The sequence below is a fragment of the Bradyrhizobium sp. 521_C7_N1_3 genome (assembly GCF_052075975.1).
Classification (GTDB): Bacteria; Pseudomonadota; Alphaproteobacteria; order Rhizobiales; family Xanthobacteraceae; genus Bradyrhizobium; species Bradyrhizobium japonicum.
In genome coordinates this window covers 8,012,444-8,037,056 of sequence record NZ_CP197232.1, presented here as the reverse complement: position 1 = coordinate 8,037,056, position 24,613 = coordinate 8,012,444, and the positions used below count along the sequence as shown (strand labels likewise).

At 64.3% G+C, this 24,613-nt stretch carries 21 protein-coding genes; 19 read left to right on the top strand and 2 right to left on the bottom strand.

The window, feature by feature from the left end:
* The first annotated feature begins 8 nt into the window (after window positions 1–8).
* Both AB7008_RS37800 and AB7008_RS37795 read left to right on the top strand, forming a co-directional pair.
* A complete protein-coding gene (locus AB7008_RS37800) occupies window positions 9–518 on the top strand; it encodes a sigma-70 family RNA polymerase sigma factor (protein WP_041953553.1) in 510 nt (169 codons plus the stop codon).
* Window positions 515–1,288, top strand: a complete 774-nt coding sequence (locus AB7008_RS37795; RefSeq protein ID WP_441260437.1) for an anti-sigma factor family protein — start codon at window positions 515–517, stop codon at window positions 1,286–1,288. Before AB7008_RS37800 ends, AB7008_RS37795 begins: the two co-directional genes overlap by 4 nt.
* A 74-nt stretch (window positions 1,289–1,362) precedes the next feature.
* Here AB7008_RS37795 and AB7008_RS37790 read toward each other — a convergent pair whose 3' ends face one another.
* Entirely contained in the window at window positions 1,363–1,812 is a 450-nt protein-coding gene (locus AB7008_RS37790) for a cupin domain-containing protein (RefSeq protein ID WP_014493081.1), read from the bottom strand.
* Between the two features lie 139 nt (window positions 1,813–1,951).
* Between AB7008_RS37790 and AB7008_RS37785 the strand changes: the two genes are divergently transcribed.
* The 10 genes from AB7008_RS37785 (at window position 1,952) to AB7008_RS37740 (ending at window position 10,710) form a co-directional block, all read left to right on the top strand.
* Window positions 1,952–2,977 (top strand): ABC transporter substrate-binding protein, encoded by a 1,026-nt coding sequence (locus AB7008_RS37785; protein ID WP_304491021.1) that lies wholly within the window; start codon window positions 1,952–1,954, stop codon window positions 2,975–2,977.
* A gap of 29 nt (window positions 2,978–3,006) precedes the next feature.
* Window positions 3,007–3,711 (top strand): NUDIX hydrolase, encoded by a 705-nt coding sequence (locus tag AB7008_RS37780; protein ID WP_304491020.1) that lies wholly within the window; start codon window positions 3,007–3,009, stop codon window positions 3,709–3,711.
* A 95-nt stretch (window positions 3,712–3,806) separates the two neighbouring features.
* Window positions 3,807–5,117: an ABC transporter substrate-binding protein gene (locus tag AB7008_RS37775; protein WP_304491019.1), complete on the top strand. Its 1,311-nt coding sequence runs from the start codon at window positions 3,807–3,809 to the stop codon at window positions 5,115–5,117.
* Between the two features lie 15 nt (window positions 5,118–5,132).
* The gene (locus AB7008_RS37770) at window positions 5,133–5,900 is read left to right on the top strand and encodes an ABC transporter ATP-binding protein (protein ID WP_248879360.1); all 768 of its coding nucleotides are present in this window, start codon (window positions 5,133–5,135) and stop codon (window positions 5,898–5,900) included.
* A gap of 3 nt (window positions 5,901–5,903) precedes the next feature.
* Window positions 5,904–6,608 (top strand): ABC transporter ATP-binding protein, encoded by a 705-nt coding sequence (locus tag AB7008_RS37765; RefSeq protein ID WP_028150400.1) that lies wholly within the window; start codon window positions 5,904–5,906, stop codon window positions 6,606–6,608.
* 13 nt (window positions 6,609–6,621) lie between these two features.
* Entirely contained in the window at window positions 6,622–7,503 is an 882-nt protein-coding gene (locus AB7008_RS37760; protein ID WP_014493087.1) for a branched-chain amino acid ABC transporter permease, read from the top strand.
* Window positions 7,500–8,519: a branched-chain amino acid ABC transporter permease gene (locus AB7008_RS37755; protein WP_304491017.1), complete on the top strand. Its 1,020-nt coding sequence runs from the start codon at window positions 7,500–7,502 to the stop codon at window positions 8,517–8,519. Before AB7008_RS37760 ends, AB7008_RS37755 begins: the two co-directional genes overlap by 4 nt.
* Window positions 8,479–9,408 carry a polyphosphate kinase 2 family protein gene (locus tag AB7008_RS37750; protein ID WP_441260436.1) on the top strand — a complete coding sequence of 310 codons (930 nt, stop codon included), beginning with the start codon at window positions 8,479–8,481 and terminating at the stop codon, window positions 9,406–9,408. The genes AB7008_RS37755 and AB7008_RS37750 overlap by 41 nt, the downstream gene beginning before the upstream one ends.
* Window positions 9,405–10,442 carry a patatin-like phospholipase family protein gene (locus tag AB7008_RS37745; RefSeq protein ID WP_028156474.1) on the top strand — a complete coding sequence of 346 codons (1,038 nt, stop codon included), beginning with the start codon at window positions 9,405–9,407 and terminating at the stop codon, window positions 10,440–10,442. Before AB7008_RS37750 ends, AB7008_RS37745 begins: the two co-directional genes overlap by 4 nt.
* A 13-nt stretch (window positions 10,443–10,455) precedes the next feature.
* Complete coding sequence (locus AB7008_RS37740; protein ID WP_304491016.1) at window positions 10,456–10,710, top strand: DUF3551 domain-containing protein; 255 nt, start codon at window positions 10,456–10,458, stop codon at window positions 10,708–10,710.
* Window positions 10,711–10,853: 143 nt separating this feature from the next.
* On the opposite strand, the gene AB7008_RS37735 is transcribed toward AB7008_RS37740, so the two are convergent.
* Window positions 10,854–11,738 carry an MBL fold metallo-hydrolase gene (locus AB7008_RS37735; RefSeq protein ID WP_304491015.1) on the bottom strand — a complete coding sequence of 295 codons (885 nt, stop codon included), beginning with the start codon at window positions 11,736–11,738 and terminating at the stop codon, window positions 10,854–10,856.
* Window positions 11,739–12,458: 720 nt separating this feature from the next.
* Here AB7008_RS37735 and AB7008_RS37730 point away from each other — a divergent pair.
* The 7 genes from AB7008_RS37730 (at window position 12,459) to AB7008_RS37700 (ending at window position 24,611) form a co-directional block, all read left to right on the top strand.
* On the top strand, window positions 12,459–14,792 hold the full coding sequence (locus tag AB7008_RS37730) for a mechanosensitive ion channel domain-containing protein (protein ID WP_441260435.1): 2,334 nt from the start codon (window positions 12,459–12,461) through the stop codon (window positions 14,790–14,792).
* A 99-nt stretch (window positions 14,793–14,891) separates the two neighbouring features.
* Entirely contained in the window at window positions 14,892–15,890 is a 999-nt protein-coding gene (locus tag AB7008_RS37725; RefSeq protein ID WP_441260434.1) for a tripartite tricarboxylate transporter substrate-binding protein, read from the top strand.
* A 219-nt stretch (window positions 15,891–16,109) separates the two neighbouring features.
* Entirely contained in the window at window positions 16,110–17,705 is a 1,596-nt protein-coding gene (locus tag AB7008_RS37720; RefSeq protein ID WP_304494248.1) for an NAD-dependent malic enzyme, read from the top strand.
* Window positions 17,706–17,972: 267 nt separating this feature from the next.
* Entirely contained in the window at window positions 17,973–18,365 is a 393-nt protein-coding gene (locus AB7008_RS37715) for a BlaI/MecI/CopY family transcriptional regulator (RefSeq protein ID WP_014493096.1), read from the top strand.
* Window positions 18,362–20,881: a M56 family metallopeptidase gene (locus AB7008_RS37710; RefSeq protein WP_441260433.1), complete on the top strand. Its 2,520-nt coding sequence runs from the start codon at window positions 18,362–18,364 to the stop codon at window positions 20,879–20,881. The genes AB7008_RS37715 and AB7008_RS37710 overlap by 4 nt, the downstream gene beginning before the upstream one ends.
* Before the next feature lie 104 nt (window positions 20,882–20,985).
* Complete coding sequence (locus AB7008_RS37705) at window positions 20,986–22,962, top strand: serine hydrolase (RefSeq protein ID WP_441260432.1); 1,977 nt, start codon at window positions 20,986–20,988, stop codon at window positions 22,960–22,962.
* Window positions 22,963–23,123: 161 nt separating this feature from the next.
* Window positions 23,124–24,611 (top strand): DUF1800 domain-containing protein, encoded by a 1,488-nt coding sequence (locus AB7008_RS37700; protein ID WP_441260431.1) that lies wholly within the window; start codon window positions 23,124–23,126, stop codon window positions 24,609–24,611.
* The last annotated feature ends 2 nt before the right edge of the window (window positions 24,612–24,613 follow it).

Here is a 24,613-nt window from a genome sequence, read left to right as displayed (position 1 = left end):
TGAAGGACATGCTGGTTCAGGTCGAGCCGCTTATCCCCGCGCTCCGCCGCTACGCGCGCGCGCTCTTGCGCGATCGCGTTGCTGCCGATGATCTGGTTCAGGATTGCCTGGAGCGTGCCGTCAGCCATTGGCATCAGCGGCGCGACGGCAGCGTGCGCGCCTGGCTGTTCAGCATCCTCCACAATCTGGCGGTCACGCAATTCCGCCAGGCGACGGCCCGGGGCAGGCATCTGCCGATCGACGATGCAGGCGAGCGTGAGCTTGTCAGTGCCGCGGCGCAGGAGCACAGGCTGATCTATCAGGATGTCCTGAAAAAGCTTGCGAGATTGCCGGAAGAGCAGCGTGCCGTGTTGTTGCTTGTTGCGGTTGAGGATCTATCCTACGCGGACGCCGCGGGAGTGCTGAAGATCCCGGTCGGGACCGTGATGTCACGCCTGTCGCGCGCGCGGGAGAGGCTATTGCAGGAGATGGAGGGCGTGGCTCCAGGGAACGTCGTGGCATTGCGGGGCGTGAAATGAACCGGCGGCCGATCACCGAGGATGATCTTCACGCCTATGTCGACCAGGCGCTCGAGCCTGAGCGGCGCGCGGAGGTCGCATCCTATCTGGACGATCATCAGGATGTCGCCGCGCGCGTTGCGGCCTTCGCCACCCAGCGCGAGCAGCTGCGCGGGGCGTTTGCGCCGATCGCCGACGAGCCGTTGCCGGCCGAGTTGAATCTGTCGCACATCATCGAGAGCCGGAGACGGTCTCCCATGAGGGCGTGGTGGGCGATCGCTGCGATGTTGCTTCTCGGCATCGGCGGCCTCGGCGGGTGGACCATGCGCAGCGTTTTGCAGGACGGCTCAAGCGGACTCTCTGCGCTGGCACAGGAGGCGGCCTATTCGTACGGCGTTTACGCACCGGACCGCGTGCGGCCGGTCGAGATACGCGCGTCCGAAAGTGCAGAGCTCACGCGATGGGTATCGAATCGGCTGAGACAGCCGGTCAAGGTGCCGGACCTCTCTGTCTCAGGCTACAGGCTGATGGGCGGTCGCCTTGTTGCGACGTCGCACGGCCCGGCCGCGATGTTCATGTACGATGACGATCACGGCGACCGGCTTGTCGTGCTGTCGCGTCCGATGAGCAACCGCAATCTGGATACGCCGATGATGCCGCAATCGACCGGCGATGTCGCGGGCTTCGTGTGGGCGGATGGCGGCATGGGTTACACGCTCGTCGGCCAGCTTCCGGGAGACACCCTCAAGCCGATCGCGAACGAGATCCGGAAGCAGACGCGCCCGATCTAGCCTCTCAACTGATGAAATGGGGCCCGCACGGCAGTGCGAGCCCGAACGTTCAACCGGCCCGAGCTGCGGGGAGCCTAGTCCAGCAGCTTGGTGTCATCGGGCGCCTGCGGAGGCGTTTTGATCGCGATGGCCTTGACCTGACCGCTGATCGGCTTGGTGCCGCCATGCGGGGTGCCCTTGGGGATGATGACGAGGTCGCCGGGTTTCACCGTCACCTCCTTGTCGCCGAGCCAGATCGTCCCGGTCCCGTCCAGGATGTACTGGATCTCGTTGGTGTTGGGATGCATGTGCTTGGGTACATTGCCGACCTGGATCGAGATGGTCGCGCCGTCGGCACTGGCGAACATCTTGGAACGGTAGCCGACATTGTTGGCGGGGCCGAGTGCGTCGCCTTCCATCTCGCCGGTATGGATGATCTGCGCGGTGACGTTCTCGGCAGCCAGCGCCGGCCGGAGCAGTTGGTTGGCGCCGCATCCGGCGGCAAAGGCGGCGGCGATCGACAGGCCCATTGCAAGGCGATTCATGGATGATCCTCCCCATCAAGAATTGTTGTTGTGGACCCATGCTATTGCGCCGAAAGGCTGATGGCGAGTCGCACTTTGGCAGTGCTTCTCAAGCCAATCCTGCTGCTCTATGGTGCCGCCAGCCGAACGGAGGAAACCAATGAAGAACACGATTGCCAGGCTCGCCGGCGCGCTGCTCGCGCTGACGCTCACCACCGGTCTTGCCGCGGCGCAAAGCAAGGTGACCATCGCGGTCGGCGGCGGCGCCTGCCTGTGCTATCTGCCGACGGTGCTGGCCAAGCAGCTCGGCGAATACGAGAAGGCGGGCCTCAATGTCGAGCTCGTGGACCTCAAGGGCGGCTCGGACGCGCTCAAGGCCGTGCTCGGCGGCAGCGCCGACGTCGTCTCCGGCTATTTCGACCATTGCGTCAACCTCGCCGCCAAGAAGCAGGAGCTTCAGGCCTTCGTGGTCTATGACCGCTATCCCGGCCTCGTGCTGGTGGTCGCGCCCTCGCGCACCAATGACATCAAGTCGGTCAAGGATCTCGCCGGCAAGAAGGTCGGCGTCAGCGCGCCCGGTTCCTCCACCGACTTCTTCCTCAAATATCTCCTGAAAAAGAACGGGCTCGATCCCGCCGGCACCGCCGTGATCGGCGTCGGCCTCGGCGCCACCGCCGTGGCCGCGATGGAGCAGGGGCAGCTCGATGCAGCCGTGATGCTCGATCCCTCCGTCACCGTGCTCCAGGGCAGCCACAAGGATCTCCGCATCCTCAGCGACACCCGGACCCAGAAGGACACGCTCGAGACGTTCGGCGGCGAATATCCCGGCGGCGCGCTGTACTCGACCGTGGCCTGGATCAACGGCCATGAGAAGGAAACGCAGGCGCTTACCAACGCAATGCTCGCCACGATCGCCTGGATCCATTCGCACTCGCCCGAGGAGATCATGGCGAAGATGCCGGAGGAGGTGGTCGGCAAGAACAAGGACCTCTATCTCGCCGCGCTGAAGAACACGATCCCGATGTTCTCCGAAACCGGCAAGATGGACCCGAAGGGCGCGGACGCCGTGCTCGCGGTGTTCAGCGTCGGCTCGCCCGAGGTGGCCGCCGCCAAGATCGACGTCAGCAAGACCTTTACCAACAAGTACGTCGATCAGGCCAAGAAGACCACGGGGAACGCCAAATAACTGACGCGAAGGCATTGTAATCAGGTGTCATGACGTCATTGGTCATTCATCGCGTCACGACGCTTGATCTTGCCGTGCGGCCGATCGCCTGGCCGTTCGCCGAGCAGCGCCGCACCGAGATCGCGGCGCATTTCGCCGAGAAGCAGCGCGAGCGGCCGAAGATGTGGAACGGCCGCGTCCTGCTCGGGCGCGATGCCGTGTTCACGGACGGCCATCTCGCCGCGACCTATTTCGAGACGGATTTCGCGAGCTTCCTCGCCTGGCGCGACTGGGGCTTTCCCGACAAGGCCGTGTTCAACGGTTTTGGCATGGGCGCGCTGCGCGCTTCCGACGGCGCCTTCATCATGGGCGAGATGGCGCAGCATACCGCCAATGCGGGCCGCATCTATTTCCCCTCGGGCACGCCTGACCTCGACGACGTCAGTGACGGCGCGCTCGACATTCCCGGCAGTGTCATCCGCGAACTCGGGGAAGAGACCGGCTTGACCGCGGCCGACTACCGGATCCAGCCGGACTGGCACTGTGTCGTCACCGGTCCGTCGATTGCAATGATTCAAATCATCAACCTGGACATGCCGGGTGACGTGGCCCGGGCCCGGATCGAGGCCAATCTCGCCCGCGAAGCCGATCCGGAGTTGTCGGCCATTCATCTCGTGCGCGGGATGAGTGATCTCACGCCGACCATGCCGCGATTTGTCACGGCCTTTATCGAGCAGCAGTTCGCGTCGCGCTGATGCGCGAGGCTTGACATCGCTGCGCCCAGCCCATGTGATGGGCCAAAAAGCAAAAGCAACAAGAATGCAATGCACAATCGTCCAGGGAGGTTTTGATGCGCCTGCGCATGGCTGCCCGCTTGGTACGTGGGCTGTTGGTCGTGATATCAGCGACGGGCTTGATGGCTTCGGCTCAGGCTCAAGAGAAGAAGATCAAGATCGGCGTTGTTTTCGACCTGACCGGGCCTCTCGCGGGTGGTGGATCTGAGCTCGGCTATATCGGCGCAAAGATCATCCTCGACTACTTCGCCAAGACCGGCGTCGAGGGCTACAAGATCGAGGCGGTCTATGCCGACGCGCAGAGCAAGCCCGACATCGCCATCAACGAATCCGTCCGCCTGCTCGAGCAGGAGAAGGTGGACATGGTGCTCGGCTTCTTCTCTTCGGCGCAATGCGTGCCGGTGGCCGCCCGCGTCGAGCAGCTCAAGAAGTTCATGTGGATGACGACCTGCATCTCGTCGGCCGTGTTCAACGACAAGGGCTACAAATACGTGTTCCGCCCGCAGGCGAGCGGCGACCAGTTCGGCATGATGACGATGGATTTCATCGCGCAGAATGCCAAGGCAAAGTTCGACAAGGAGCCGAAGGACCTGCGCGTCGCCATCATCCACGAGGATGGCGCCTATGGCGTCGACGTCTCCAGGGGCAACGAGGCCGGCGCGAAGAAGGCGGGCTTCAACGTCGTGATGAAGGAAGGCTATTCGGCGACGGCGCCCGATCTCTCCGCGCTGGTGACCAAGCTGAAGCGTGCCAAGCCCGACGTCATTTTCCACACCGGCTACAACCCCGACATCACGCTGCTGCTGCGCCAGGCCCGCGAGCAGGGGCTGAAGTTCGGGGCGCTGATGGGCCATGGCGCCGGCTACGGCGTCTACGAGAAGCTGAAAGAGGGGATGGGGGCCGACGCCACCTACATCTTCAACACCGACCCGATCTCGATCTGGCTCGCCAACCAGAAGACCATGGATCCCAAGCTCCCGCCCGTGATCAAGATGGTCGGCGAGGAGTTCGACAAGATCAGGCCCGGCGTCGCCATCCGCTCGGCGCATGTCGGCATCGGCGCATCCAACACTTACGTGTTCATGAGTGACGTGCTGCCGCGCGCGATCAAGAAGTATGGCGGCGTCGATCCCGACGCGCTGCGCAAGGCCGCGCTCGACACCGACATCCCCGAAGGCGGCACGATGCTCGGCTTCGGCGTCAAGTTCTACGGCGAGGGCACGCCGATGGCCGGGCAGAACGAGCGGTCGTTCCCGGTCGTGATCCAGTACATCGACGACAAATCCTCTGTGGTGTGGCCCAAGAGTCAGGCGCAGCGCGAGGCTGTGCTGCCGCTGCCGAAGGGCACCACCTACAGCAACCAGTAGCGGCGGAGCAGGACGGTGCTGGAAGTCAGCGGGCTGGTGAAGCGGTTTGGTGGCTTCACCGCCGTCAACAACGTGTCGTTTCGGGTCGATCAGGGCGAGATCCTCGGCCTGATCGGCCCCAACGGCTCGGGCAAGAGCACGATCTTCAACATGCTCTCCGGCACGCTGGCGCCGACATCCGGCTCGATCCTGTTCGGCGGCGCGGAGATCGCGGGCCTCGCCCCGCACCGGATCATCAACAGCGGCATCGGCCGCACCTTCCAGATTCCGCGGCCGTTCCGACGCCTGACAATCTTCGAGAATGTCGCGCTGGCCGGCTTCTACGGCCAGGGCCGCCACAGCCGTGCCAGGGCGGAGGAAGCGGCCGAGCGGTCACTTGCGATGGTGGGATTGCCGACCGATCGTCATGCCAGCGTCGATGGCCTGGGCGCAGCCGGCCTGAAGAAGCTCGAACTTGCGAAGGCGCTCGCCACCGCGCCAAAACTGCTGCTTGCTGACGAGAGCCTCGGCGGTCTCGACGAGACCGAGATGGACCAGGCGGCGGACATGCTGCGCAACATCCGCGACGAACTCGGCGTCACCATCATCTGGGTCGAGCACATCATGGGTGTGCTGATGCGCGTCGTCGACCGCGTGATGGTGCTCGATCACGGCGAGAAGATCTCGGAAGGGTTGCCGAGCGCGGTTGCCGGCGACCCGCGCGTCATCGAGGTCTATCTCGGCACCGATGCGGAGACCACGCAGGCAGCGGCGGCGGAAGCGCGCCGCCGCTCGGGAGGCTAGACGATGCTGGAACTTCGTTCGGTCAGCGCGGGTTACGGCACGTTCCAGGCGCTGTTCGACGTCAATCTCGACGTGAAGGCGGGCGAGGCCGTCGGCGTCATCGGTCCGAACGGCGCCGGCAAGACCACCCTGATGCGCGTCATCTCCGGCCTGATCCGTCCCACGCGCGGGTCGATCAGGATGGAGGGCGTCGACGTCGTGGCGACGCCGCCGCACAAGATCGTCAGCCTCGGGATCGCGCATGTGCCGGAGAACCGGCGGCTGTTTCCGCAGCTCACGGTCGACGACAATCTCAAGATGGGCGCCTTCATGAAAGAGGCGCGCGGCCACTATGCCGAGCGGCTGGATGTCGTGTTCGACCTGTTTCCGCGCCTGAAGGAACGCCGCCACCAGATGGCCGGCACCATGTCCGGCGGCGAGCAGCAGATGTGCGCGATCGGCCGCGCGCTGATGTCGAATCCAAAACTTTTGCTGCTCGACGAGCCGTCGGCGGGGCTTGCGCCGGTCGTGGTGCAGCAGGTGTTCGAGCTGGTGAAGCGGATCCGCGCCCGCGGCCTGACGGTGCTGATCGTCGAGCAGAACGTGCAGCAGGTGCTGAAAGTGGTTGATCGCGCCTATCTGATCGAGGCCGGCACGATCCGGGCATCCGGCACCTCGGCCGAGATGCTGGCGAGCGACACGGTCAAGGAAGCGTATCTCGGGGTATGAGGTTCATGCAGGCATGCAAGCTTTTTTGGGCATTTTCGACATCTATCTGCTGGAGGCCGTGATCAACGGCATCCTGCTCGGCGGCGTGCTGGCACTGCTCGCGCTCGGGCTCAACTTGATCTTTGGCGTCATCGACGTGACCTGGATCTGCTACGCCGAGCTGGTGATGATCGGCATGTACGCCATGTATTTCATGGTGCAGTATTACGGCATCAGCTATTTCGTCGCCGCGCCGCTCACCATCCTGCTGGTCGCGGTGCTCGGCGCGGCGCTGCACTATCTCGTGATCGCGCCGCTGCTGACTGCGCCGCCGATCAACCAGCTGCTCGCGACCGGCGGGGTGCTGTTCGTGCTCCAGAGCTTTGCCACCGTTGCCTTCGGCATCGACTTCCGCAACCTCGGCATCCGCCTGCCGGTGCTCGCGTTCGGCGACATGAATTTCAGCTACGCGCGGTTGCTGTCGTTCCTGGCGGCGCTGGTCGGAATGGTCGCGGTCTATCTGTTCATGACCCGGACCTTCACCGGTACCGCGATCCGCGCCATCTCGCAGGACCGGCAGATCATGGCGCTGATGGGCGTCGACACCAGGCGGATCTACCTCGTCACGTCGGCGCTGGGCGGTGCGTTGGCCGGGCTCGCCGCTTGTCTTCTTGTGCTGCAATATGACGTGCACCCCTTCGTCGGCCTGTCCTTCGGGCCGATCACCTTCCTGATCTGCGTGCTCGGGGGCCTGGGCAATTTCATCGGGGGCTTCATCGCCGCCTTCCTGTTCGCCGAGATCATCTCGCTCGGCGGCCTGTTCTCCGATCTCGAATGGGGCTACGTGCTCGCCTTCGCCTTCTTCATCGTCATGATGTTCATCCGGCCCGCGGGCCTGCTTGCGAGGCGCCGATGATGGGGCAGGGGCGGCTTGCGGCATGGGCGGTCGGGCTGGCGGCGCTGGTCGCGCTGCCCTTCCTCTATCGCGACCCCTATCATCTGCACATCCTCGTGCTGATCCTGATCTGGTCGTTCGCCTACACGTCCTGGTCGATAATGGGACGGTTCGGCCTCGTCTCGCTCGGACATGGCGGCTTCATGGGGATCGGCGCCTATGTCACCGCGCTGCTGTGGAACCATCTGGGCTGGTCGCCCTGGATCGGCATTCCCATCAGCATGGTTGCGGCCGGTGCGTTGGCGCTGATCGTCGGCTATCCCTGCTTCCGCTTCCGCATCACCGGACATTATTTCGTGCTGGTGACGCTGGCGCTGTCGGGCATCGTGCTCCAGGTCATCACGGCGACGCGTGACTATACCGGCGGCTCGCTCGGCTATACGCCGAATCGCGCCTCCGGCAACAAGCTGCTGGCGCTGCAATTCGACGACAAGACGACCTGGTATCTGATCGCGCTCGGGGTCTGGCTTTTCGGCATCGTGGTCTGGCACTGGGTCGACCGCAGCATGGCCCGCTACGCACTCGAGGCGATCTCGGAGGATGAGGATGCCGCAGCCGCGGCCGGCGTCGACGTCACCGCCGAGAAGCTGAAGATCACGCTGCTCAGTGCCGTGATGACGGCGCTCGCCGGCGCAATCTACTGCCAGTACCAGATGTTCATCACCCCCGACACCGTCAGCGGCATCGCGGTGTCGCTCCAGATGGTGTTCGCGGCCATCGTCGGCGGCCTGTTCGTCTCGCTCGGCCCGACCTTTGGCGCTGTCATCACAATTTTGTTGGCAGAAACCCTGCGGATCGGCTTCGGCACCAAGGCGGTCGGCTGGGACAACCTCGTCTATGGCGTGCTGCTGGTCCTTTTCATCATATTCCTTCCCAAGGGCATCCTTGGTAGCCTGCTCGACCGATTGAAGCCGCAACGCAAGGTGCCCCGCGCTCATGAGCAAGAAGCCGTCCAAATCGCTCGCCCAGGAACTTGACCGCTACATCACGCCGTTTCGTTACGACGGATCGGGCAAGTTTCACCTCAAGGATTACAAGACCAACGAGAAGGGCGATCTCGACAAGGAGAAGGCGCAGGAGATTCTCGACGCCAACAAGAAGCGGATGATCGAGTTTCAGGAGAAGCTCTACGCCCAGGACCGCTGGTCGGTGCTGATCGTGTTCCAGGCCATGGACGCCGGCGGCAAGGATAGTGCGATCAAGGCGATCTTCGAGGGCATCAATCCGCAGGGCTGCGAGGTCCATGCTTTCAAGGCGCCGAGCACCAAGGAGCTCGATCACGATTTCCTCTGGCGCCACGCAATCGCGCTGCCCGAGCGCGTCCATATCGGCATCTTCAACCGCTCCCATTACGAGGAGTGCCTGGTCACGCGGGTGCACCCGGAGATTCTTGCCAAACAGAAGCTGCCGCAAAGGCTCGTCACCAAGAACATCTGGAAGGAGCGGTTCGAGGACATCTCCGCTTTCGAGCGCCATCTCAGCCGTAACGGCACGGTGGTTCTGAAATTCTTCCTCAATCTATCCAAGGAGGAGCAGCGCGAACGCTTCCTTGAGCGGCTCGAGGAGCCGGCCAAGCAGTGGAAGTTCTCGATGGACGACATCAAGGAGCGCGCGCTGTGGCCGCGCTACCAGGCGGTCTATCAGGACATCGTCCGGCATACGGCAACGTCGCATGCGCCCTGGTATGTCGTGCCGGCCGACCACAAATGGTTCGCGCGCGTCGTGATCGGTTCGGCGATCGTCGCGGCGCTCGAAAAGCTGGATCTGCGTTTTCCCCGTGCGGACAAGGGCTCACTGCGTGAGTTCGCCGAAGTGCGCAAAGCGCTGGAGAGCGAGGGGAAGGGAGGCAGGAAGCCCGCAAAGTGACCGCCCGCGAGACCAGCAACCAGAAGAACGTCAACTTCGCGCTCCAGGGCGGCGGCGCGCACGGCGCCTTCGTCTGGGGTGTGCTGGACCACGTGCTCGAGGACGGCAGGCTCGCCATCGAGGCGATCAGCGCTACAAGCGCGGGCGCGATGAATGCAGTTGTGCTGGCCTCAGGCATGGCCATCGGCGGAGCCGAGGCGGCGCGGCAGAACCTGCATGCGTTCTGGTACGAGGTCTCGCGGATGGATCAGGTCTATGACCTGTTCTCGCCACTCAACCAGTTGATCCAGGCCCTGAAGCTGCCGCCGGAATATCACCCTGTCCATGCTTTCATCCACACGCTGACGCACACGGTGCCGCCGAACCTGCTCAACCCTCTCCATTTCAATCCGCTCCGGTCGTTGCTGCTACGCGTGGTCGATTTCGACAGGCTCAATTCATCGCCGGACGCACCGCAGCTCTTTCTCAACGCCACGAATGTCCGTACCGGCAAGATCAAGGTGTTCCAGACGCCGCTGCTCAGCGCGGAGACCGTGCTCGCCTCGGCCTGTCTGCCGCCATATTTCCAGGCGGTCGAGATCGACGGCGAGCATTATTGGGATGGCGGCTATCTCGGAAATCCCGCGATCTTTCCGCTGATCTATCGAAAAGGTAGCCAAGACGTCATCATCGTGCAGGTGACCGCGATCCGGCGTGACGAACTGCCGGCGAGCGCCGCCGACGTCCTCCATCGCATCAACGAGATCAGCTTCAATTCGTCACTGATGCGTGAGATGCGCGCGATTGCCTTCGCGACCCGGCTGATCGATAGCGGCGAGCTCGATCGCAACACGCACAGCCGCATGTTCATGCACTGGATCGGAAACGACCAATTGATGTCGCAGCTCGGAACGGCCACGCAGTTCCATCCCGAATGGAGCCTCTTGTGCCGCCTGCGTGACGAGGGGCGCGAGGCCGCGCGAATCTGGCTGACGCAAAACTTTGACTGGATCGGCAGCTCTTCGACGGTTGATTTGACTGAAATGTTTCTCTGATTTCGAGATTGTCGTGTGCAAGCGTGCTGTCGTCGTTTCCCTGTTCGCCGCGCTCTTGATCGCCGGTTCCGCGCGCGCCCAGACCTATGGGGGCGATGCGCCGGTCTGCCTGCACGTCTTCGGCGAGTTGGAGGGCGAGCGGATGGATTGCATTTTCTCCTCGTTGGCCCAGTGCCAGGCAAGCGCGCAGGGACGTCCGGCGATATGTCTGACGAATCCGTATTTCGCGCAGGCGCCGTCGGCGAGGACAGGGCGGCGCGTTCGCTAGCGGCGACCTCGTAGGGTGGGCAAAGCAAAGCGTGCCCACCAATCTTCATCCGGCGAGAGGTGGTGAGCACGGCGCAAGAGCGCCTTTGCCCACCCTACGATCTCAGCGCGAGCGAAGCTCGTCGCGTCTGAGCAAGCCGCCCCTCAATATCCGCGGCCCCACCAGTAGCAGAAGCGCTCGACATTGGCGGGAAGGGCGGTCTCGTAATTGGCCCATTTCTCGTATTTCGGCAGCTTCACTTCCTTCATCGCGGTGTCGAAGCATTTGCCGGCGTCGGCGGCCTTCTTCACCTCTGCGGACAGATCTTCCATGTAGGCGATGTCGTCCTCGACGTCCTTCTTGGTGCCGAAGCGCCCGCCGGCATAGGGATGGCCGGGGATCATCCGCTCCCAGTCGAGCGACGCCAGCTTCTTCAGCGAGGCGATATACTCGATCGGCGAGGCGTTGTCGGGAATGTTGCGGAACTGCACGGACTCGATCGGCGCGAAGTCGACGACGAAGACGATCTTCTCCTTCGGCAGCCGCATCACCAGCGAATTGTCGGAATGGTTGCGGCCGACATAGTTCAGCTCCAGCGTGGTGCCGCCGAGCGTGATGCTCTTCTTGCCGTCGATCACCTGGTCCGGCATCACGACGTCGGCGAGCAGCGAATTCTGCTTCTTCAACTCGAGCAGGCGCTCCTTGGTCCGCCGGTGCGCGATGAAGGTGGCACCGAGATCCTTGAAGGGCTGGCCGCCGGCGATGTGGTCGTAATGGTGGTGGCTGTAGATGACGTATTTGATGGGCTTGTCGGTGACGGCCTTGATGGCGTCGATATAGGGCTTTGCCGGACGCAAATACGAGATCGGGTCGGTCGCGATCACGCCCTGCGGCGTCACTACGAACATCGACTGATGACCGCCATAGCGGAAGACGTAGACGTTCTCGGTGCCGTCGACCTTCTTGGTCGAGGTCTGCGGCGGGGTCTGCGCGAAGGCTGATCCAGTCAGGAGGGCCGCGACAGCGGCGATGCAAAGTAATGCTTTCATGTCTGGCTTTCTGGAAATGGATGGAATGCGGAAGGCGGATGGACTCTCTGACACAAACGCGGCGGGAGGGAATTTATTCCCTGATCCAATGCGATCAATCTGTCGAGGTGGAGGGAACACGTCCTCAAATGTGATACCGGCACCATTGATCCTGCTTGACAGTTTTATGTCACGGGAGGAGCATGTTGTTGGTCGCAAACAAGCGACGCGTCGTCCACCTCAGAGCAAGGGGAGGTCTATGACTCCACCTCCGCAGATCCAGCCGCGTTAAGTGCGATGGAGCTCGTTCGGACTATCGCATAGCGGCAGAAACCGCGAACGGCACGCCGGGTCAAGGTTTAGCGGGCTGCATCAGTGAGGCAAAGCCCCTACCTTCCCGGCGCTGTATTTTGCATCACACGGATCGTGTCGGATGGCCGTGATGCGGCCGCCATGACAGGCGCTTTGACATCCTGCTTTCTCCTCCTCCTCGCCGTCATTACGGGCCGACTCCCGGAATGACGGGAGGATTTTGTTGTGCGCGTCGCAATCGGCTGATGTCCGGCCGCGCGGAGCCGAAGGTTCCCGTTCCTGCATTGCGGCAAATGCCAAGAGAATGTCGCCTGGTTGGCCAACTTCCGACACAGCGCCGGGGCGAATAGCGTCGATCCGACATGATGCAGTGCTTCGGCGGCGACAGTCCCGACTCCGCCAGCGCATGCACTTTTCCAGGGAATCCTCGTGTCGCACAAGCTTGCCCCGGCGTTCCTCGCCGCTCTCTTCCTCGCGATCTCGTCTCTTTCCACCGTCCGCGCCGAGCCGCCGGCCGCCAACAGGGCCGCCGCACTGTCGACGGAGGAAGCGAAGCGTGCGCTGGAGACGCTCCAGGACGACAAAAAGCGCGCGCAGATGATCGATACGCTGCGCGTGATCGCGAATGCGCCCGGTCAGCAGCAGCCCGTACCCGCCGCGCCCGAGCAGAAATCGCCGATCCCGCTCTCGGCCGACGGCCTTGGCGCCCAGCTCCTGCTCACGGTGTCGGAAGAGATCGGCGAGATCTCGCGCGAGATCGCCGACGTGGCGCGGACGCTGACGCATTTCCCCGCCTTCTATTACTGGATCGTACGGACCGCCAACGATCCCGTCGCCTACAACCTCCTGATCGAGATCGCGTGGAAGCTCGCGCTGGTGCTCGGCTGCGCCATTGCGGCGGAATGGGTGATCTTCCGCGCGATCCGGCGACCGGTTGCCTTCCTGGAAGGACGCGTCCCGCAAACCGCGCGCCTGCCGGCGCAGGTGCTGCCCATCGCAGATCCACCGTCATCGGTCGCCGATGTCACGCCCGCGCCCGAGCTGCACAAGCGCCGCCACAGTCTCGCACGTGTCTGGCAATTGCTGCTGCGGCTGCCGTTCGTGCTCGGGCGTCTCCTGCTCGAGCTGCTCCCCGTGTTCGTTTTCATCGGCGTCGCAACCGCACTGCTCGGCACGGAGATCGGCGATCCCGCAACCGTCCGCCTCGTGATCCTCGCCGTCGTCAATGCCTATGCGTTCTCGCGCGGGCTCATCTGCGTCGTCCGCGCGCTGGCGGGGCCGTTTGGTGTCGTTCCGGTTCGGGCAGAAACCGCGGCCTATATCGAGATCTGGGCGCGGCGCATCGTGGCCGTCGGCGTCTCCGGCATCGCGTTCGCCAATGTGGCGCTGCTGCTCGGCCTGCATCGTGCCGGCTATGCGGCGCTGCTGCGCATGGTGTTGCTGGTCGTGCATCTCTTCGTCGTCGTCATCATCCTGCAATGCCGCCGCCAGGTCGCCGAGGCCATCCGCGCGCCGGCGGAGCGGCAGGGGATCGCGGCGCGCCTGCGCAACCGCATTGCCGGCGGCTGGCACTATCTCGCCATCGCGCTCGACCTTGCGCTGTGGGCGGTGTGGGCGCTCAACATCCGCAATGGCTATTCGCTGCTGCTGCAATATTTCGTCGGCACCGTCGTGGTGGCGCTGATCACGCGCGTCGCCATCATGGTGACGTTGAGCCTGATCGACCGCGGCTTCCGTATCAAGCCGGAGATTCTCCAGCGCTTTCCGGGCCTCGAGATCCGCGCCAACCGCTATCTGCCGCTGCTGCGCAAGGTCGTATCCAGCGTGATCGCGTTCATCGGCTTCGTGGCCGTGCTCGAAGTCTGGGGCGTCGACGCCATCGTCTGGTTCTATGGAGGCCAGATCGGCAGCCGGCTGATTTCGGCGGTGGCGACCATCGGCATCGCGGTGCTCATTGCTGCCGCCATCTGGGAGGCCAGCAACGCGCTGCTCGATCGCCAGATCAATACGCTGTCACGCGACGGGCACTACGCCCGCGCGGCGCGCCTGCGCACCTTCCAGCCGATGCTGCGAACGGCGCTGCTTTGCCTGATCGCCACTGTCGTCGGCCTCACCGCGCTGAGCGAGATCGGCGTCAACGTCGCCCCGCTGCTGGCTGGCGCCGGCATCGTCGGTATCGCCATCGGCTTCGGCTCGCAGAAGCTGGTGCAGGATCTCATCACCGGCCTGTTCCTGCTGCTGGAGAACACGGTCCAGGTCGGCGATAATGTCAGCGTCTCCGGCCTCTCCGGCGTGGTCGAGAACGTCTCGATCCGCACCATTCGTCTGCGCGCCGGCGACGGCGCGGTGCACATCGTGCCGTTCAGCGCGGTCACGACCATCACCAATGCCAGCCGCGGCGCCGGCAATGCGTCCGTCAGTGTCAATGTCGCCTACAAGGAAGACACCGACCGCGCCGGCCAGATCCTCAAGGACATCGTCGAGGAGATGCGCCGCGAGCCGGAGTTTCGCGCGGCAATTCGCGGCGACCTCGAGCTGTGGGGCATCGACAAGGTCGATGGTGCCATGGTGTCGATTGTCGGCCAGATCCGCTGCACGGAGGCGGGGCGCTGGCCGGTCCAGCGCGAATTCAACCGCCGCATGAAGCTGCGCTTCCAGCAGAACGGCATCGAGGTCGCATCCCCGGTCCAGACCATCCTGATGCAGATCGCGCCGCCGGCAGATGGCGCCGCCAATCTGGCCCCGCGGCGGGCGGCCGGTTAGCGCTCGGCATAATTTCCAGCTTGCCTCTGCCCGCCCGGCAGCGTTCACTCCGGCCCCAGCCCGCTGACAACATGCGGGCGATGAAAAAGGGTGGATGGAATGCAGGGGCTGTGGGCCGGACTACGCGGTCATGTGATCGTCATTTGCGTATTGATCGGATCCGCGGCGTGGGCCGTGCCGGCGGGCGCCCAGCCGTTCCCGTCGCGCCCGATCACCCTCGTGGTGCCGTTCGCGGCGGGCGGCCCGACCGACACGCTGGCGCGGATCCTGTCCGAGCGGATCGCCGCCCAGCTCCACACGACCGTCGTGGTCGAGAATGTTGCCGGTGCCTCCGGCAGCATTGCGGGCGCCCGCGTGGCGCGCGCGACGCCTGACGGCACGACGATCACGATCGGCCATTGGGGCACGCATGTGCTGAACGGCGCGATCTTCAAGCTGCCCTATGATGTGATCGCCGATTTCGAGCCGGTCGCGACGATCGCGATGGGAACGCAGCTGATCGTCGGCCGGAAGTCGCTCGAGGCCAACAATCTGAAAGAGATGATTGCGTGGCTGAAGGCCAGCCCCGGCAAGGCGACTGCTGGCACAGCTGGTGCAGGCACGGGCGCGCACGTCGCAGGCGTCTTCTTCAAGGAGAAGACCGGCACCGATTTCCAGTTCGTGCCTTATCGCGGCGCCGGACCCGCCATGATCGATCTCGTCGCAGGCCAGATCGACATCATGTTCGACCAGGCCTCGAACTCGCTGCCGCAATACAAGAACGGCGCGATCAAGGCGTTCGCAGTGACCTCGCCGACGAGGCTCGCCTCCGCGCCCGACATTCCGACCGTCGACGAGGCGGGCCTGCCCGGCCTCTACATCTCCTACTGGCACGGCATCTGGGCACCGAAGAACACGCCGAAGGAGATCGTCACAAAGCTCAACGCGGCCATCGTCGCCGTGCTTGCCGATCCCTTTGTCAAGCAGCGTTTCGCCGAATTGGGGCAGGAGATTCCGCCGGCCGACCAGCAATCGCCTTCGGCGCTCGGCACATTCCAGAAGGCGGAGACCGAGAAATGGTGGCCGATCGTGAAGGCGGCCGACATCAAGCCCGAGTAGTCCTGCTACGTTAACCTCTTCTCGCGCGCAAATGCCGGCTTTTCGCGAAATCTCGCTGCGGTGCGAGATCACAATCGAGCCTTGAGTCTCTACGTCCTTGATCTCAGGTGAGCACTGGCCGACAATGCTTGCGGTTCAATAAGAAACTCCCTGGGGGAATTCGTGAATAGACCTGCTCGGGTCAGCGCCCATTCGACATCATCCGACCCCGCTCACGGCATGACGCTGTTGCGCGATCCCTTGCTCAACAAGGGCACCGCCTTCACGGAAGCGGAGCGCGATTCGCTCGGCCTGCGCGGCCTGCTGCCGGCTTGCGTGCTGACGATGGAGACGCAGGTCGAGCGCGTGCTCACCAATCTGCGCACGCTGCCGACGGACCTGGAGAAATATGTCGCGCTGAATGCGCTGCATGACCGCAACGAGGCGCTGTTCTTCCGCGTCGTCGTCGACAATATCGACGAGATCCAGCCGATTATCTACACGCCGACGGTCGGGCTCGCCTGCCAGAAGTACGGCCTGATCTTCCAGCGGCCGCGCGGCATGTTCATCTCATCGCGCGATCGCGGCCAGATCGCCGAGATCCTGAAGAACTGGCCTTATCCGGCCAAGCTGATCGTCGTGACCGATGGCGAACGTATCCTCGGGCTGGGCGATCTCGGCGCCAACGGCATGGGCATCCCGGTCGGAAAGCTCTCGCTCTATTCCGCCTGCGCCGGCGTGCATCCCGAGCATTGCCTGCCGATCGTGCTCGACGTCGGCACCAACAACGAAGAGCTCTTGAACGATCCCTATTATATCGGCCTGCGCGAGCGGCGGCTCACCGGCGAGGCCTATGACAGCTTCGTCGACGAGTTCATGCAGGCTGCGCGAAAGACGTTTCCGGGCGTGCTGATCCAGTTCGAGGATTTCGCCAATCACTCGGCGTTCAAGCTGCTGCACAAATATCGGGACGAGGCCTGCGTCTTCAACGACGACATCCAGGGCACCGCGGCCGTGGCGCTCGCCGGCCTGTTCTCGGCGCTGCGTGTCAATGGCGGCAAGCTCAGGGATCAGCGCATCCTGTTCCTCGGTGCGGGCGAGGCGGCAACCGGCATCGCCGATCTCGTCGTCTCCGCCATGATGGCGGAGGGAATTTCCGAGGCGGAAGCTCTACGGCGCAACTGGCTGGTGGATTCCCGCGGCCTCGTCGTCGGCGGCCGCGACGGCCTCTCTGGCCATAAGCTGCGCTATGCCCATGCCGGCCAGGCGCCGATCGCCGATTTCCTCACCGCGATCAAGACGCTGAAGCCGACGGCGATCATCGGTGTCGCCGCGGTCGGAGGCGCCTTCACGCCCGACGTGCTCAAGGCGATGGCCGCGCTCAACGAGCAGCCGATCGTGTTCGCGCTCTCCAACCCGACCTCGAAGGCGGAATGCTCGGCCGAGGATGCCTACCGCTATACCGAGGGCCGCGCACTGTTCGCCTGCGGCAGTCCCTATGATCCGGTGAAGCTCAACGGCCGCACCTTCGTGCCGCGCCAGGGCAACAACTCCTACATCTTCCCCGGCGTCGGCCTCGGGGTCATCGCCAGCCGCTCGCGCCTGGTGACGGACGAGATGTTCATGGCGGCCGCGCATACGCTCGCCGATTGCGTCGGCAAGGAGGACCTCGCGCAGGGCAGCCTCTATCCGGCACTCCCTCGCATTCGCGAGGTCTCGGCCCGGATTGCGGCTGCGGTGGCTGATGTCGCCTATCAACGCGGGTTGGCGGATGGACCGGCGCCCAACGACGTGAAGGGCCTGGTTCAGTCCGAGATGTACGAGCCGAAGTACTGAGCGTGCTGCACCCAAAACGGCGCGGTTGATGCGCTGAGGCTTCCACATCGTCTTGGCCGGGCCCGTCCCGGCCATCCACGCCCCTTGCCGCGCGATCCGAAGAACGTGGATGCCGGGCCTTCGCCTCGCCGAAGCGGCTTCGGCCGCGCAGGCGGGACAAGCCCAGGCATGACGGCACGGCGAGGTGGAATCGCCGTTGCACGGCGCGCCCGCATATGCGACGATCTGTAGCGTTACAAGAAAACTCAATCCGCAAGGTCAGATGCCATGGACGATCGTTTGCCCGAACTGGGCGACCTCGAGCACGAGGTCATGCAATTGGTTTGGGCCCATGGTCCCGTTACGGCCGAGGTCGTGCGCGAGCGGCTGTCGCGGCGTCTGAAGGAATCCACGGTCCGCACGGTGCTGCGCCGGCTGGAAGAAAAGGGCTATGCTCGGCACACCGTGGACGGACGCACCTATGTCTACCACGCTGCGGAAGAGCGCGCGCGGGTCGCGGCCAAGGCGGTGCAGCGTATCGTCGACTGGTTCTGCAACGGCTCGATGGAGGAAGTCCTCGTCGGCATGGTGGACAATGCGATGCTTGACCAGCAGCAGCTGCGTACACTGGCCGACCAGGTGGCCAAGGCGAAGAAGGCGAGGGGAGTGAAGAAAGAATGATCGCAACTCTGGCTGAGGCGGCGCTACGCTCCTTCGTGCTGGGAGGCGTCGTCTGGTTCGGTCTCAACCTGTTTCGCGTGCGCAATCCACACGTCCAAATGACGGCGTGGGTCGTCGTGCTGCTGGCATCGCTGGCGATGCCCTTCGTCATGCATTGGCCGACGCTGACGATCACCCGGATGCCTTTGCCGGTATCCGTGCCGGATGATTTCCTGCCGGCCGACATCTCGATGCTGGAGGCCCCGCAACCGGCGCTGCCGATTCCGCCGGGCGCTGCTGTCGTGGCGCCGGCAAAAGCTGCTGTATCGATCAATTGGTGGCTGGTCGCCACCATCGTCTATGCCGGCGTCGCCGGCGCGTTGCTGCTGCGGCTGGCCATCGGTCTCTGCCTGACCTGGCGTCTGGCACGCGCGGCAAGGCCGATGAGCGGCCCGCAGCTGATCGACGCCGACGTGCGCGTCAGCCGCGAGGTCGGTGGTCCCGTCACGTTCGGCTCGACCATTCTGGTGCCGCCGCAGTTCTCCGGCTGGGATGCGAAGAAGCGCCTCGCGGTGCTCGCACATGAGGGCGCCCACGTCGCCAATCGCGATTTCTATGTGCTGCTGCTCGCCTCGCTCAACCGTGCAGTGTTCTGGTTCAGTCCGTTCTCGTGGTGGCAGCTCGCGCGTCTCGCCGAGCTCGCCGAGATCATCAGCGACGCCGAGGCGATCGAAGTCATCGACGACCGCTGGTCCTATGCCGAAATCCTGCTCGATGTCGCAACCAGCGCAAATCCGCGGCCGGTGGAGCTCGCGATGGCGCGGGTATCGACCGTGCGCGCCCGCGTCGAGCGCATCATCGCGGCGGCCGCCATGCCCGTCGCAGTCGGCTGGCGCAAGCGGCTGTGGATCGCGGCCGCGATCATTCCGGCTGTGATCGTGTCCGCCGGCATGATCGCCTATCGCACCCCGGACCCCGCACCCGTCGCTGCGGATACCGGCGAGGTGCCGGCCGAGCATTACCGCCCCTTCGTCAATTTCTACGCCATGGGTCCCGCCTCGGTGTTCGCCATCTTCCGCGAAGGTGACGACCTCTACGGCCAGCTCACCGGACAGCGCAGGCTGCGCCTGACCGTTGGCAGTGACGGCACCGCGGCCTACGCGGCCTCGTCCGGCGAGATCACGTTCCCGCTCGATGCGGAGCGCCGCTCCTCCGAGCTGATGCTGCGCATGAACGGCCGCGATATCCGTGCGGTTCGCGTCGCCGAGATGCCGACGGCGGCCGCCGATCCGGCATCGCTCGACCAGTATGTCGGCTGGTACAGGATTGCGCCGAACCGCGTGCTGATGGTGCGGCGTGAGGGCGATCGTCTCCAGGTACAGGAAACCGTGCAGGGCCGGGCCACGCTCCTCGCCGAAGGTGCCGACGTCTTCTCGATCCGTGGCGAGAATCTCCTGATCTTCCTGCGTGACGAGCAATCAAAGGTCTCGCGGGTTCTGGTGCAGAATTCGGTCTTTGGCGCTCGCCTGGCGCCGCGGATCGATGCATCGGTGGCTCAGGCGATCGAGGCGGATTTCGCGCGCCGCCTTGCGGAGGTTCCTGACAGGTTCAGGGAGCAGGTCCCGGTTGCCGGCGGCAAGGAGATGATTCTGCGCGGGATCGAAGATCTGCGTCGCGGCACGCCGAACTACGATCGGATGAGTGCGCCGCTGGCGGCCAAGGTTCACCGGCAGCTCAGTGAATCGCAAGCGACGTTCGTGGCGCTCGGCGCGGTCGAGTCGATCTTCTTCCGCGGCGTCGGCCCCGGCGGCTATGACATCTATGGCGCGAAGTTCGAGAACGGCACGGCCGAATTCCGCCTGATGATCGAGCCCGACGGCAAGGCCGGCGACGTGATCTTCCGGCCCGACGGCAACGATGAGCTCGGCGGCATCGTGCCTTGCTCGGAGGAAGCACACGTGCGCGGCCGCGCCGGCACTTCGCCGATCAGGATCATGATCTATAACGAGATGGGCGACGACATCCAGGTCTTCAATCTCGACGCCGATGGCAATCGCAGGATGCAGAGCACCGTCAGACCCAACGTGTCCTGGGCATCCACGACCACCGTGAACAATCCCTGGGTGATTGCCGACAAGTCCGGTCGGTGCCTCGAGGTCCTGGTGCCGGGGCGGCAGACACGCTTCCACAATGTCGAAGCGTCGAACATCGGCGCGCGGCCGGGGCGCGCGGCGCGCCGCGCCGTTCCGATCGCCAATGGCGAGGAGATGCTGCGCCGCTATATCGAAGGCGTCGGCAAGGGCCAGCCGGACTACGAGCGCATGACGTCGGAGGTGGCCGACATCACGCGTCAGCAGCTTCCGTTTGACCAGGCGATCCTGGCGCGGCTCGGCGCATTGCGCGCGGTTTCGTTCCGCGGCGTCACGGCGCTCGACAGCGACATCTATGTCGCCCAGTTCGCCAACGGCTCGGCGGAATGGCGCATCGGCGTCAGGAACGGAACGATCACGAAGATCGCGCTCGGACCGAATTTCTAGCGGTTCACGTCTGCCGCAGGAGCGCCTGCTCGGATTTGTTGTGCTTCTGCTTCTGCGGAGACTGCGGAATGAGACTCGTCGCATCGATGTGAACGATTCCCGTTGTGCTTTGTCTGTCGGGCACCGCGTTTGCCGATGACCTCGCGACACCAGGCGATGCAAAAAGCCTGGGGTTCTCAGTTGCGCGTCTGGCGCGGATCGCGCCGTGGTATCAGGCGCGCTTCGATTCTTTCTCGCCGTCGGACGGCCTTTTGCCCGGCGCCGTCGTCGCCATCGCGAAGGGCGGCAAGCTCGCCTATTTGCAGGCCATCGGATTTCAGGACCGCGCCAAGACCGTCCCGATGAAGACGAATTCCATCTTCTGGATCGCCTCGATGTCCAAGCCGGTGACCAGCGTCGCCGCCATGATTCTGGTGGACGAGGGCAAGCTCGACCTCGACGCGCCCGTCTCGCAATATCTGCCGGAGCTCGCGAACATGCGGGTCGCTTTCCAGAAGACGGACCCGGCCACAGGCGAAATGGACTACGGGATCGGTCTGCCAAAACCAGCGAAACATCCGATGACGGTTCGCGATCTGTTGCGCCATACGTCCGGCCTGATCTATCCGGAGCTCGATTTTGCCTACCCGGAACGGGGCCTTGCCGACGCAAGCGCCGACTTCGGGATCCGGATGATCCATGGGCTCTATGGCTTGAGGGCCGTGCGGAGACGCGACACGACGTTAGCGGATTTCGTGTCGAGCCTCGCCCGCCTGCCGCTCGCGCACGAGCCCGGCGAGGTCCATGAGTATGGCTGGAGCGTCGAAGTGCTGAGCCGGGTCGTTGAAGTGGCGTCCGGTCGGCCCTTCGATCAGTTCCTGGAGAGCCGCATCTTTGGGCCGCTGCATATGGTCGACACCGGCTTCTTTGTGCCGAAGGAGAAGCTCGATCGGCTGGTTGATTCTCCCATGCCGGAACGGCCGCCGATCTGGGATGTGACGACGCCGCCAAAGTTGTTTTCCGGCGACGGCGGACTCGTATCGACCGCGCCCGACTATCTCCGTTTTTGCCAGATGCTGCTCAATGGCGGCGAGCTCGATGGCGTGCGCGTGCTCAGCCCGCATGCGGTGAAGCAGATGACGACGAACGCACTGCCATCGGGTGTCAGCATCTTCGGAGGTGACGAGGTTGGCGCCCGCGCCGGAACAACCTTCGGGCTTGGCTTCGCCATCCGCACCGATCCGGTCCAAAGCTGGATCCCGGGAGCGGTCGGAAGCTTTTCCTGGGCTGGACATTGGAGCACGTATTTCTGGATCGATCCGGCGGAGCAATTGATCGGCGTCCAGATGGTCCAGGCGACGCCCGGCAGCAAAGGGCGCCAGGCGGTGCTGTATTCGGGGATCAATCACCTCGTCTATGGCGCATTGACGATTTCCGAGTCGGCCGCCGTCCCGCCGGCTGCGCCGGTGCCCCTGAGCCCCGAAGCGCTCGCCGATTATGCCGGGACCTATGACTTCGGCGCCACGGTGAGCTCGCGTGACAGGCAGGGCCTGGCCGACGGCAAGACCGGATGGCTTGGAATCGGGAGTTTCGTCGCCATGGAGCAGGATGGGCTGAGGATCAACAAGCCGAACCTCGGCAGTAGCCCCGCAGCCAAGGCCGGTGTGACAGCGGGCGACCTCATCACTGAAATTGACGGCGCGCCGCTCAAAGGCCTCGCGCTCGCCGATGTCCTGGCCAAGCTGCGAGGGCCAGCCAACTCGACGATCAAGATGAAAATCGTCCACAAGGGGCAACGCAGCGCAGACGATCTCAGCATCGTAAGAGCCACCCGCCGTGCCAATTCGGTCCTGCTTCAACTTCGCGTCGAGCAAGGCAAGCTGATCGCGGAGGCGACGGGGGCTTGGCCGATCCTCGAATTCGAGAAGGGCAACGCGACGCCGCTCGTGGCGACATCAAGCAACGAATTCGCCGTCGACGACCAGGATCATACCCGGATCGCCTTCGTCAGGGACGCGGCAGGCAAAGTCTCGGGGCTCATCCTGAATCCGGGGCCTTGGGAGCAACACGCGGCGAAGAGCGCGCTTGGGCCCAATTTCTAGGACTGCCGCGGGTGTCTGTCTGTCGCGGCTCCGGGCTTCTTGACCATAGCGTTTCAATCTCCGCTTGCGAGCGCATTTCCGTAATGCTACGATTTGTAGCATTACGGTTGGTAGCCTAGCGCGACAGCGGTCGGCAGGCTCGAAAGAGTTGGGCGTTCGCCATGAGCAATTCCGCAAAGGCCGAGGCCGTGCTGGCGCTTCATCGTTTCGGGATGGGGCCGCGACCGGGATCGATTGCGGCTGTCGGGACCGACCCGCGCGGTGCGTTGATCGCGGAGCTCGATCGGCCGCTCGCATTGAGCGCCGCTGCCAGCCTTCCCACCAGTGCGAAAGCCTATCGCACCGTGGCCGATGCCAATGCACGGCGAGCCGCGCGCGCCAAGCAGGCGCAGCAACAGGCCAAGAAGCAGCAGATGGCTGCGGTGCCAACTGCTCCGGGTGACCAGGGTCAGGCTCAAGCTCAAGCGCAGACCGAGGGGCAAGCGTCAGCACAGGGCCAGGAGAAGGATGCTGCCGAGATGGCGGCCAAGCAGGCGGCCGACGCCGTTCCCGATCCCGGCCGTCCGATCTACTTGCAGGAAGCCAAGCTGCGCACGGAGGCCGCGCTCGCCGCCGACATCGGCTTCGCCGAACGGCTGGTGTGGTTCTGGTCCAACCATTTCTGCGTCTCGGCCAACCGGATCCAGAGCATGTCCGGCGCCTATGAACGCGAAGCCGTTCGCGCCAATGCGCTCGGCCGCTTCGTCGATCTCTTGCTGGCCGTCGAAGGCCATCCGGCGATGCTGTTCTATCTCGACAATCTCGGCTCGATGGGCGCGAACTCGATCGCCGGTATCAATCGCAGCAGTGGACTCAACGAGAACTTTGCGCGCGAGATCATGGAGCTGCATACGCTCGGCGTACGCACCGGCTACACCCAGGACGACGTGCTCAGCTTCGCCAACGTGCTGACCGGCTGGACGCTGGTGCCGCCGGGCGCCGATCCCCAGCATGGCGGCGAGTTCACCTTCAATCCGCGGCTGCACGAGCCCGGCGGGCAGACCGTGCTCGGCAAGCGCTACGAGCAGGAAGACGCCGAGCAGGGCCGCGCCGTGCTGCGCGACCTCGCCGCGCATCCGGCGACGGCGACCCACGTCGCAACCAAGCTCGCGCGCCATTTCGTCGCCGACGAGCCGCCGCCGGTTCTGGTCGAGCAGATGGCCAAGACCTTTCGCGACACCGAAGGCGATCTCAAGCAGGTCGCGATTTCGATGGTGTCGTCGGACGATGCGTGGCGCGGGCCGCCGTCAAAATTGAAGCGTCCCGGCGAATGGGTCGTCGGCGTGGTGCGCGCGACCGGCATCACGGTCGTCGATCCCGTGCGCTTCACCGGCGGCCAGGAGCTGCTGGGCGAGGCGCTGTGGCGTCCGTCTGCGCCGAAAGGCTATCCGGACGACGAAGCTAGCTGGGTCGACGGTATCGGCCGGCGGCTCGACGTCGCCAACAATTTTGCGGAGCGCATCACGGGCATGGCCGATCCGCAAGTCATCATCGAGGATGTCTTCGCATCGCAGATCGCGCCCGAGGTGAAGCAGGCGGTCGGACGCGCCGAGAGCCGGCAACAGGCACTGGCGCTATTGTTCATGTCGGCGGATTTTCAGAGGAGGTGAGC

Coding starts and splice junctions, on each gene's coding strand:
- AB7008_RS37755 (WP_304491017.1), top strand. CDS start 7,500: ATGATGGGGCAGGGGCGGCTTGCGGCATGGGCGGTCGGGCTGGCGGCG.
- AB7008_RS37710 (WP_441260433.1), top strand. CDS start 18,362: ATGATCGCAACTCTGGCTGAGGCGGCGCTACGCTCCTTCGTGCTGGGA.
- AB7008_RS37750 (WP_441260436.1), top strand. CDS start 8,479: ATGAGCAAGAAGCCGTCCAAATCGCTCGCCCAGGAACTTGACCGCTAC.
- AB7008_RS37775 (WP_304491019.1), top strand. CDS start 3,807: ATGCGCCTGCGCATGGCTGCCCGCTTGGTACGTGGGCTGTTGGTCGTG.
- AB7008_RS37735 (WP_304491015.1), bottom strand. CDS start 11,738: ATGAAAGCATTACTTTGCATCGCCGCTGTCGCGGCCCTCCTGACTGGA.
- AB7008_RS37800 (WP_041953553.1), top strand. CDS start 9: ATGCTGGTTCAGGTCGAGCCGCTTATCCCCGCGCTCCGCCGCTACGCG.
- AB7008_RS37765 (WP_028150400.1), top strand. CDS start 5,904: ATGCTGGAACTTCGTTCGGTCAGCGCGGGTTACGGCACGTTCCAGGCG.
- AB7008_RS37720 (WP_304494248.1), top strand. CDS start 16,110: ATGACGCTGTTGCGCGATCCCTTGCTCAACAAGGGCACCGCCTTCACG.
- AB7008_RS37780 (WP_304491020.1), top strand. CDS start 3,007: ATGACGTCATTGGTCATTCATCGCGTCACGACGCTTGATCTTGCCGTG.
- AB7008_RS37700 (WP_441260431.1), top strand. CDS start 23,124: ATGAGCAATTCCGCAAAGGCCGAGGCCGTGCTGGCGCTTCATCGTTTC.
- AB7008_RS37725 (WP_441260434.1), top strand. CDS start 14,892: ATGCAGGGGCTGTGGGCCGGACTACGCGGTCATGTGATCGTCATTTGC.
- AB7008_RS37790 (WP_014493081.1), bottom strand. CDS start 1,812: ATGAATCGCCTTGCAATGGGCCTGTCGATCGCCGCCGCCTTTGCCGCC.
- AB7008_RS37715 (WP_014493096.1), top strand. CDS start 17,973: ATGGACGATCGTTTGCCCGAACTGGGCGACCTCGAGCACGAGGTCATG.
- AB7008_RS37760 (WP_014493087.1), top strand. CDS start 6,622: ATGCAAGCTTTTTTGGGCATTTTCGACATCTATCTGCTGGAGGCCGTG.
- AB7008_RS37785 (WP_304491021.1), top strand. CDS start 1,952: ATGAAGAACACGATTGCCAGGCTCGCCGGCGCGCTGCTCGCGCTGACG.
- AB7008_RS37795 (WP_441260437.1), top strand. CDS start 515: ATGAACCGGCGGCCGATCACCGAGGATGATCTTCACGCCTATGTCGAC.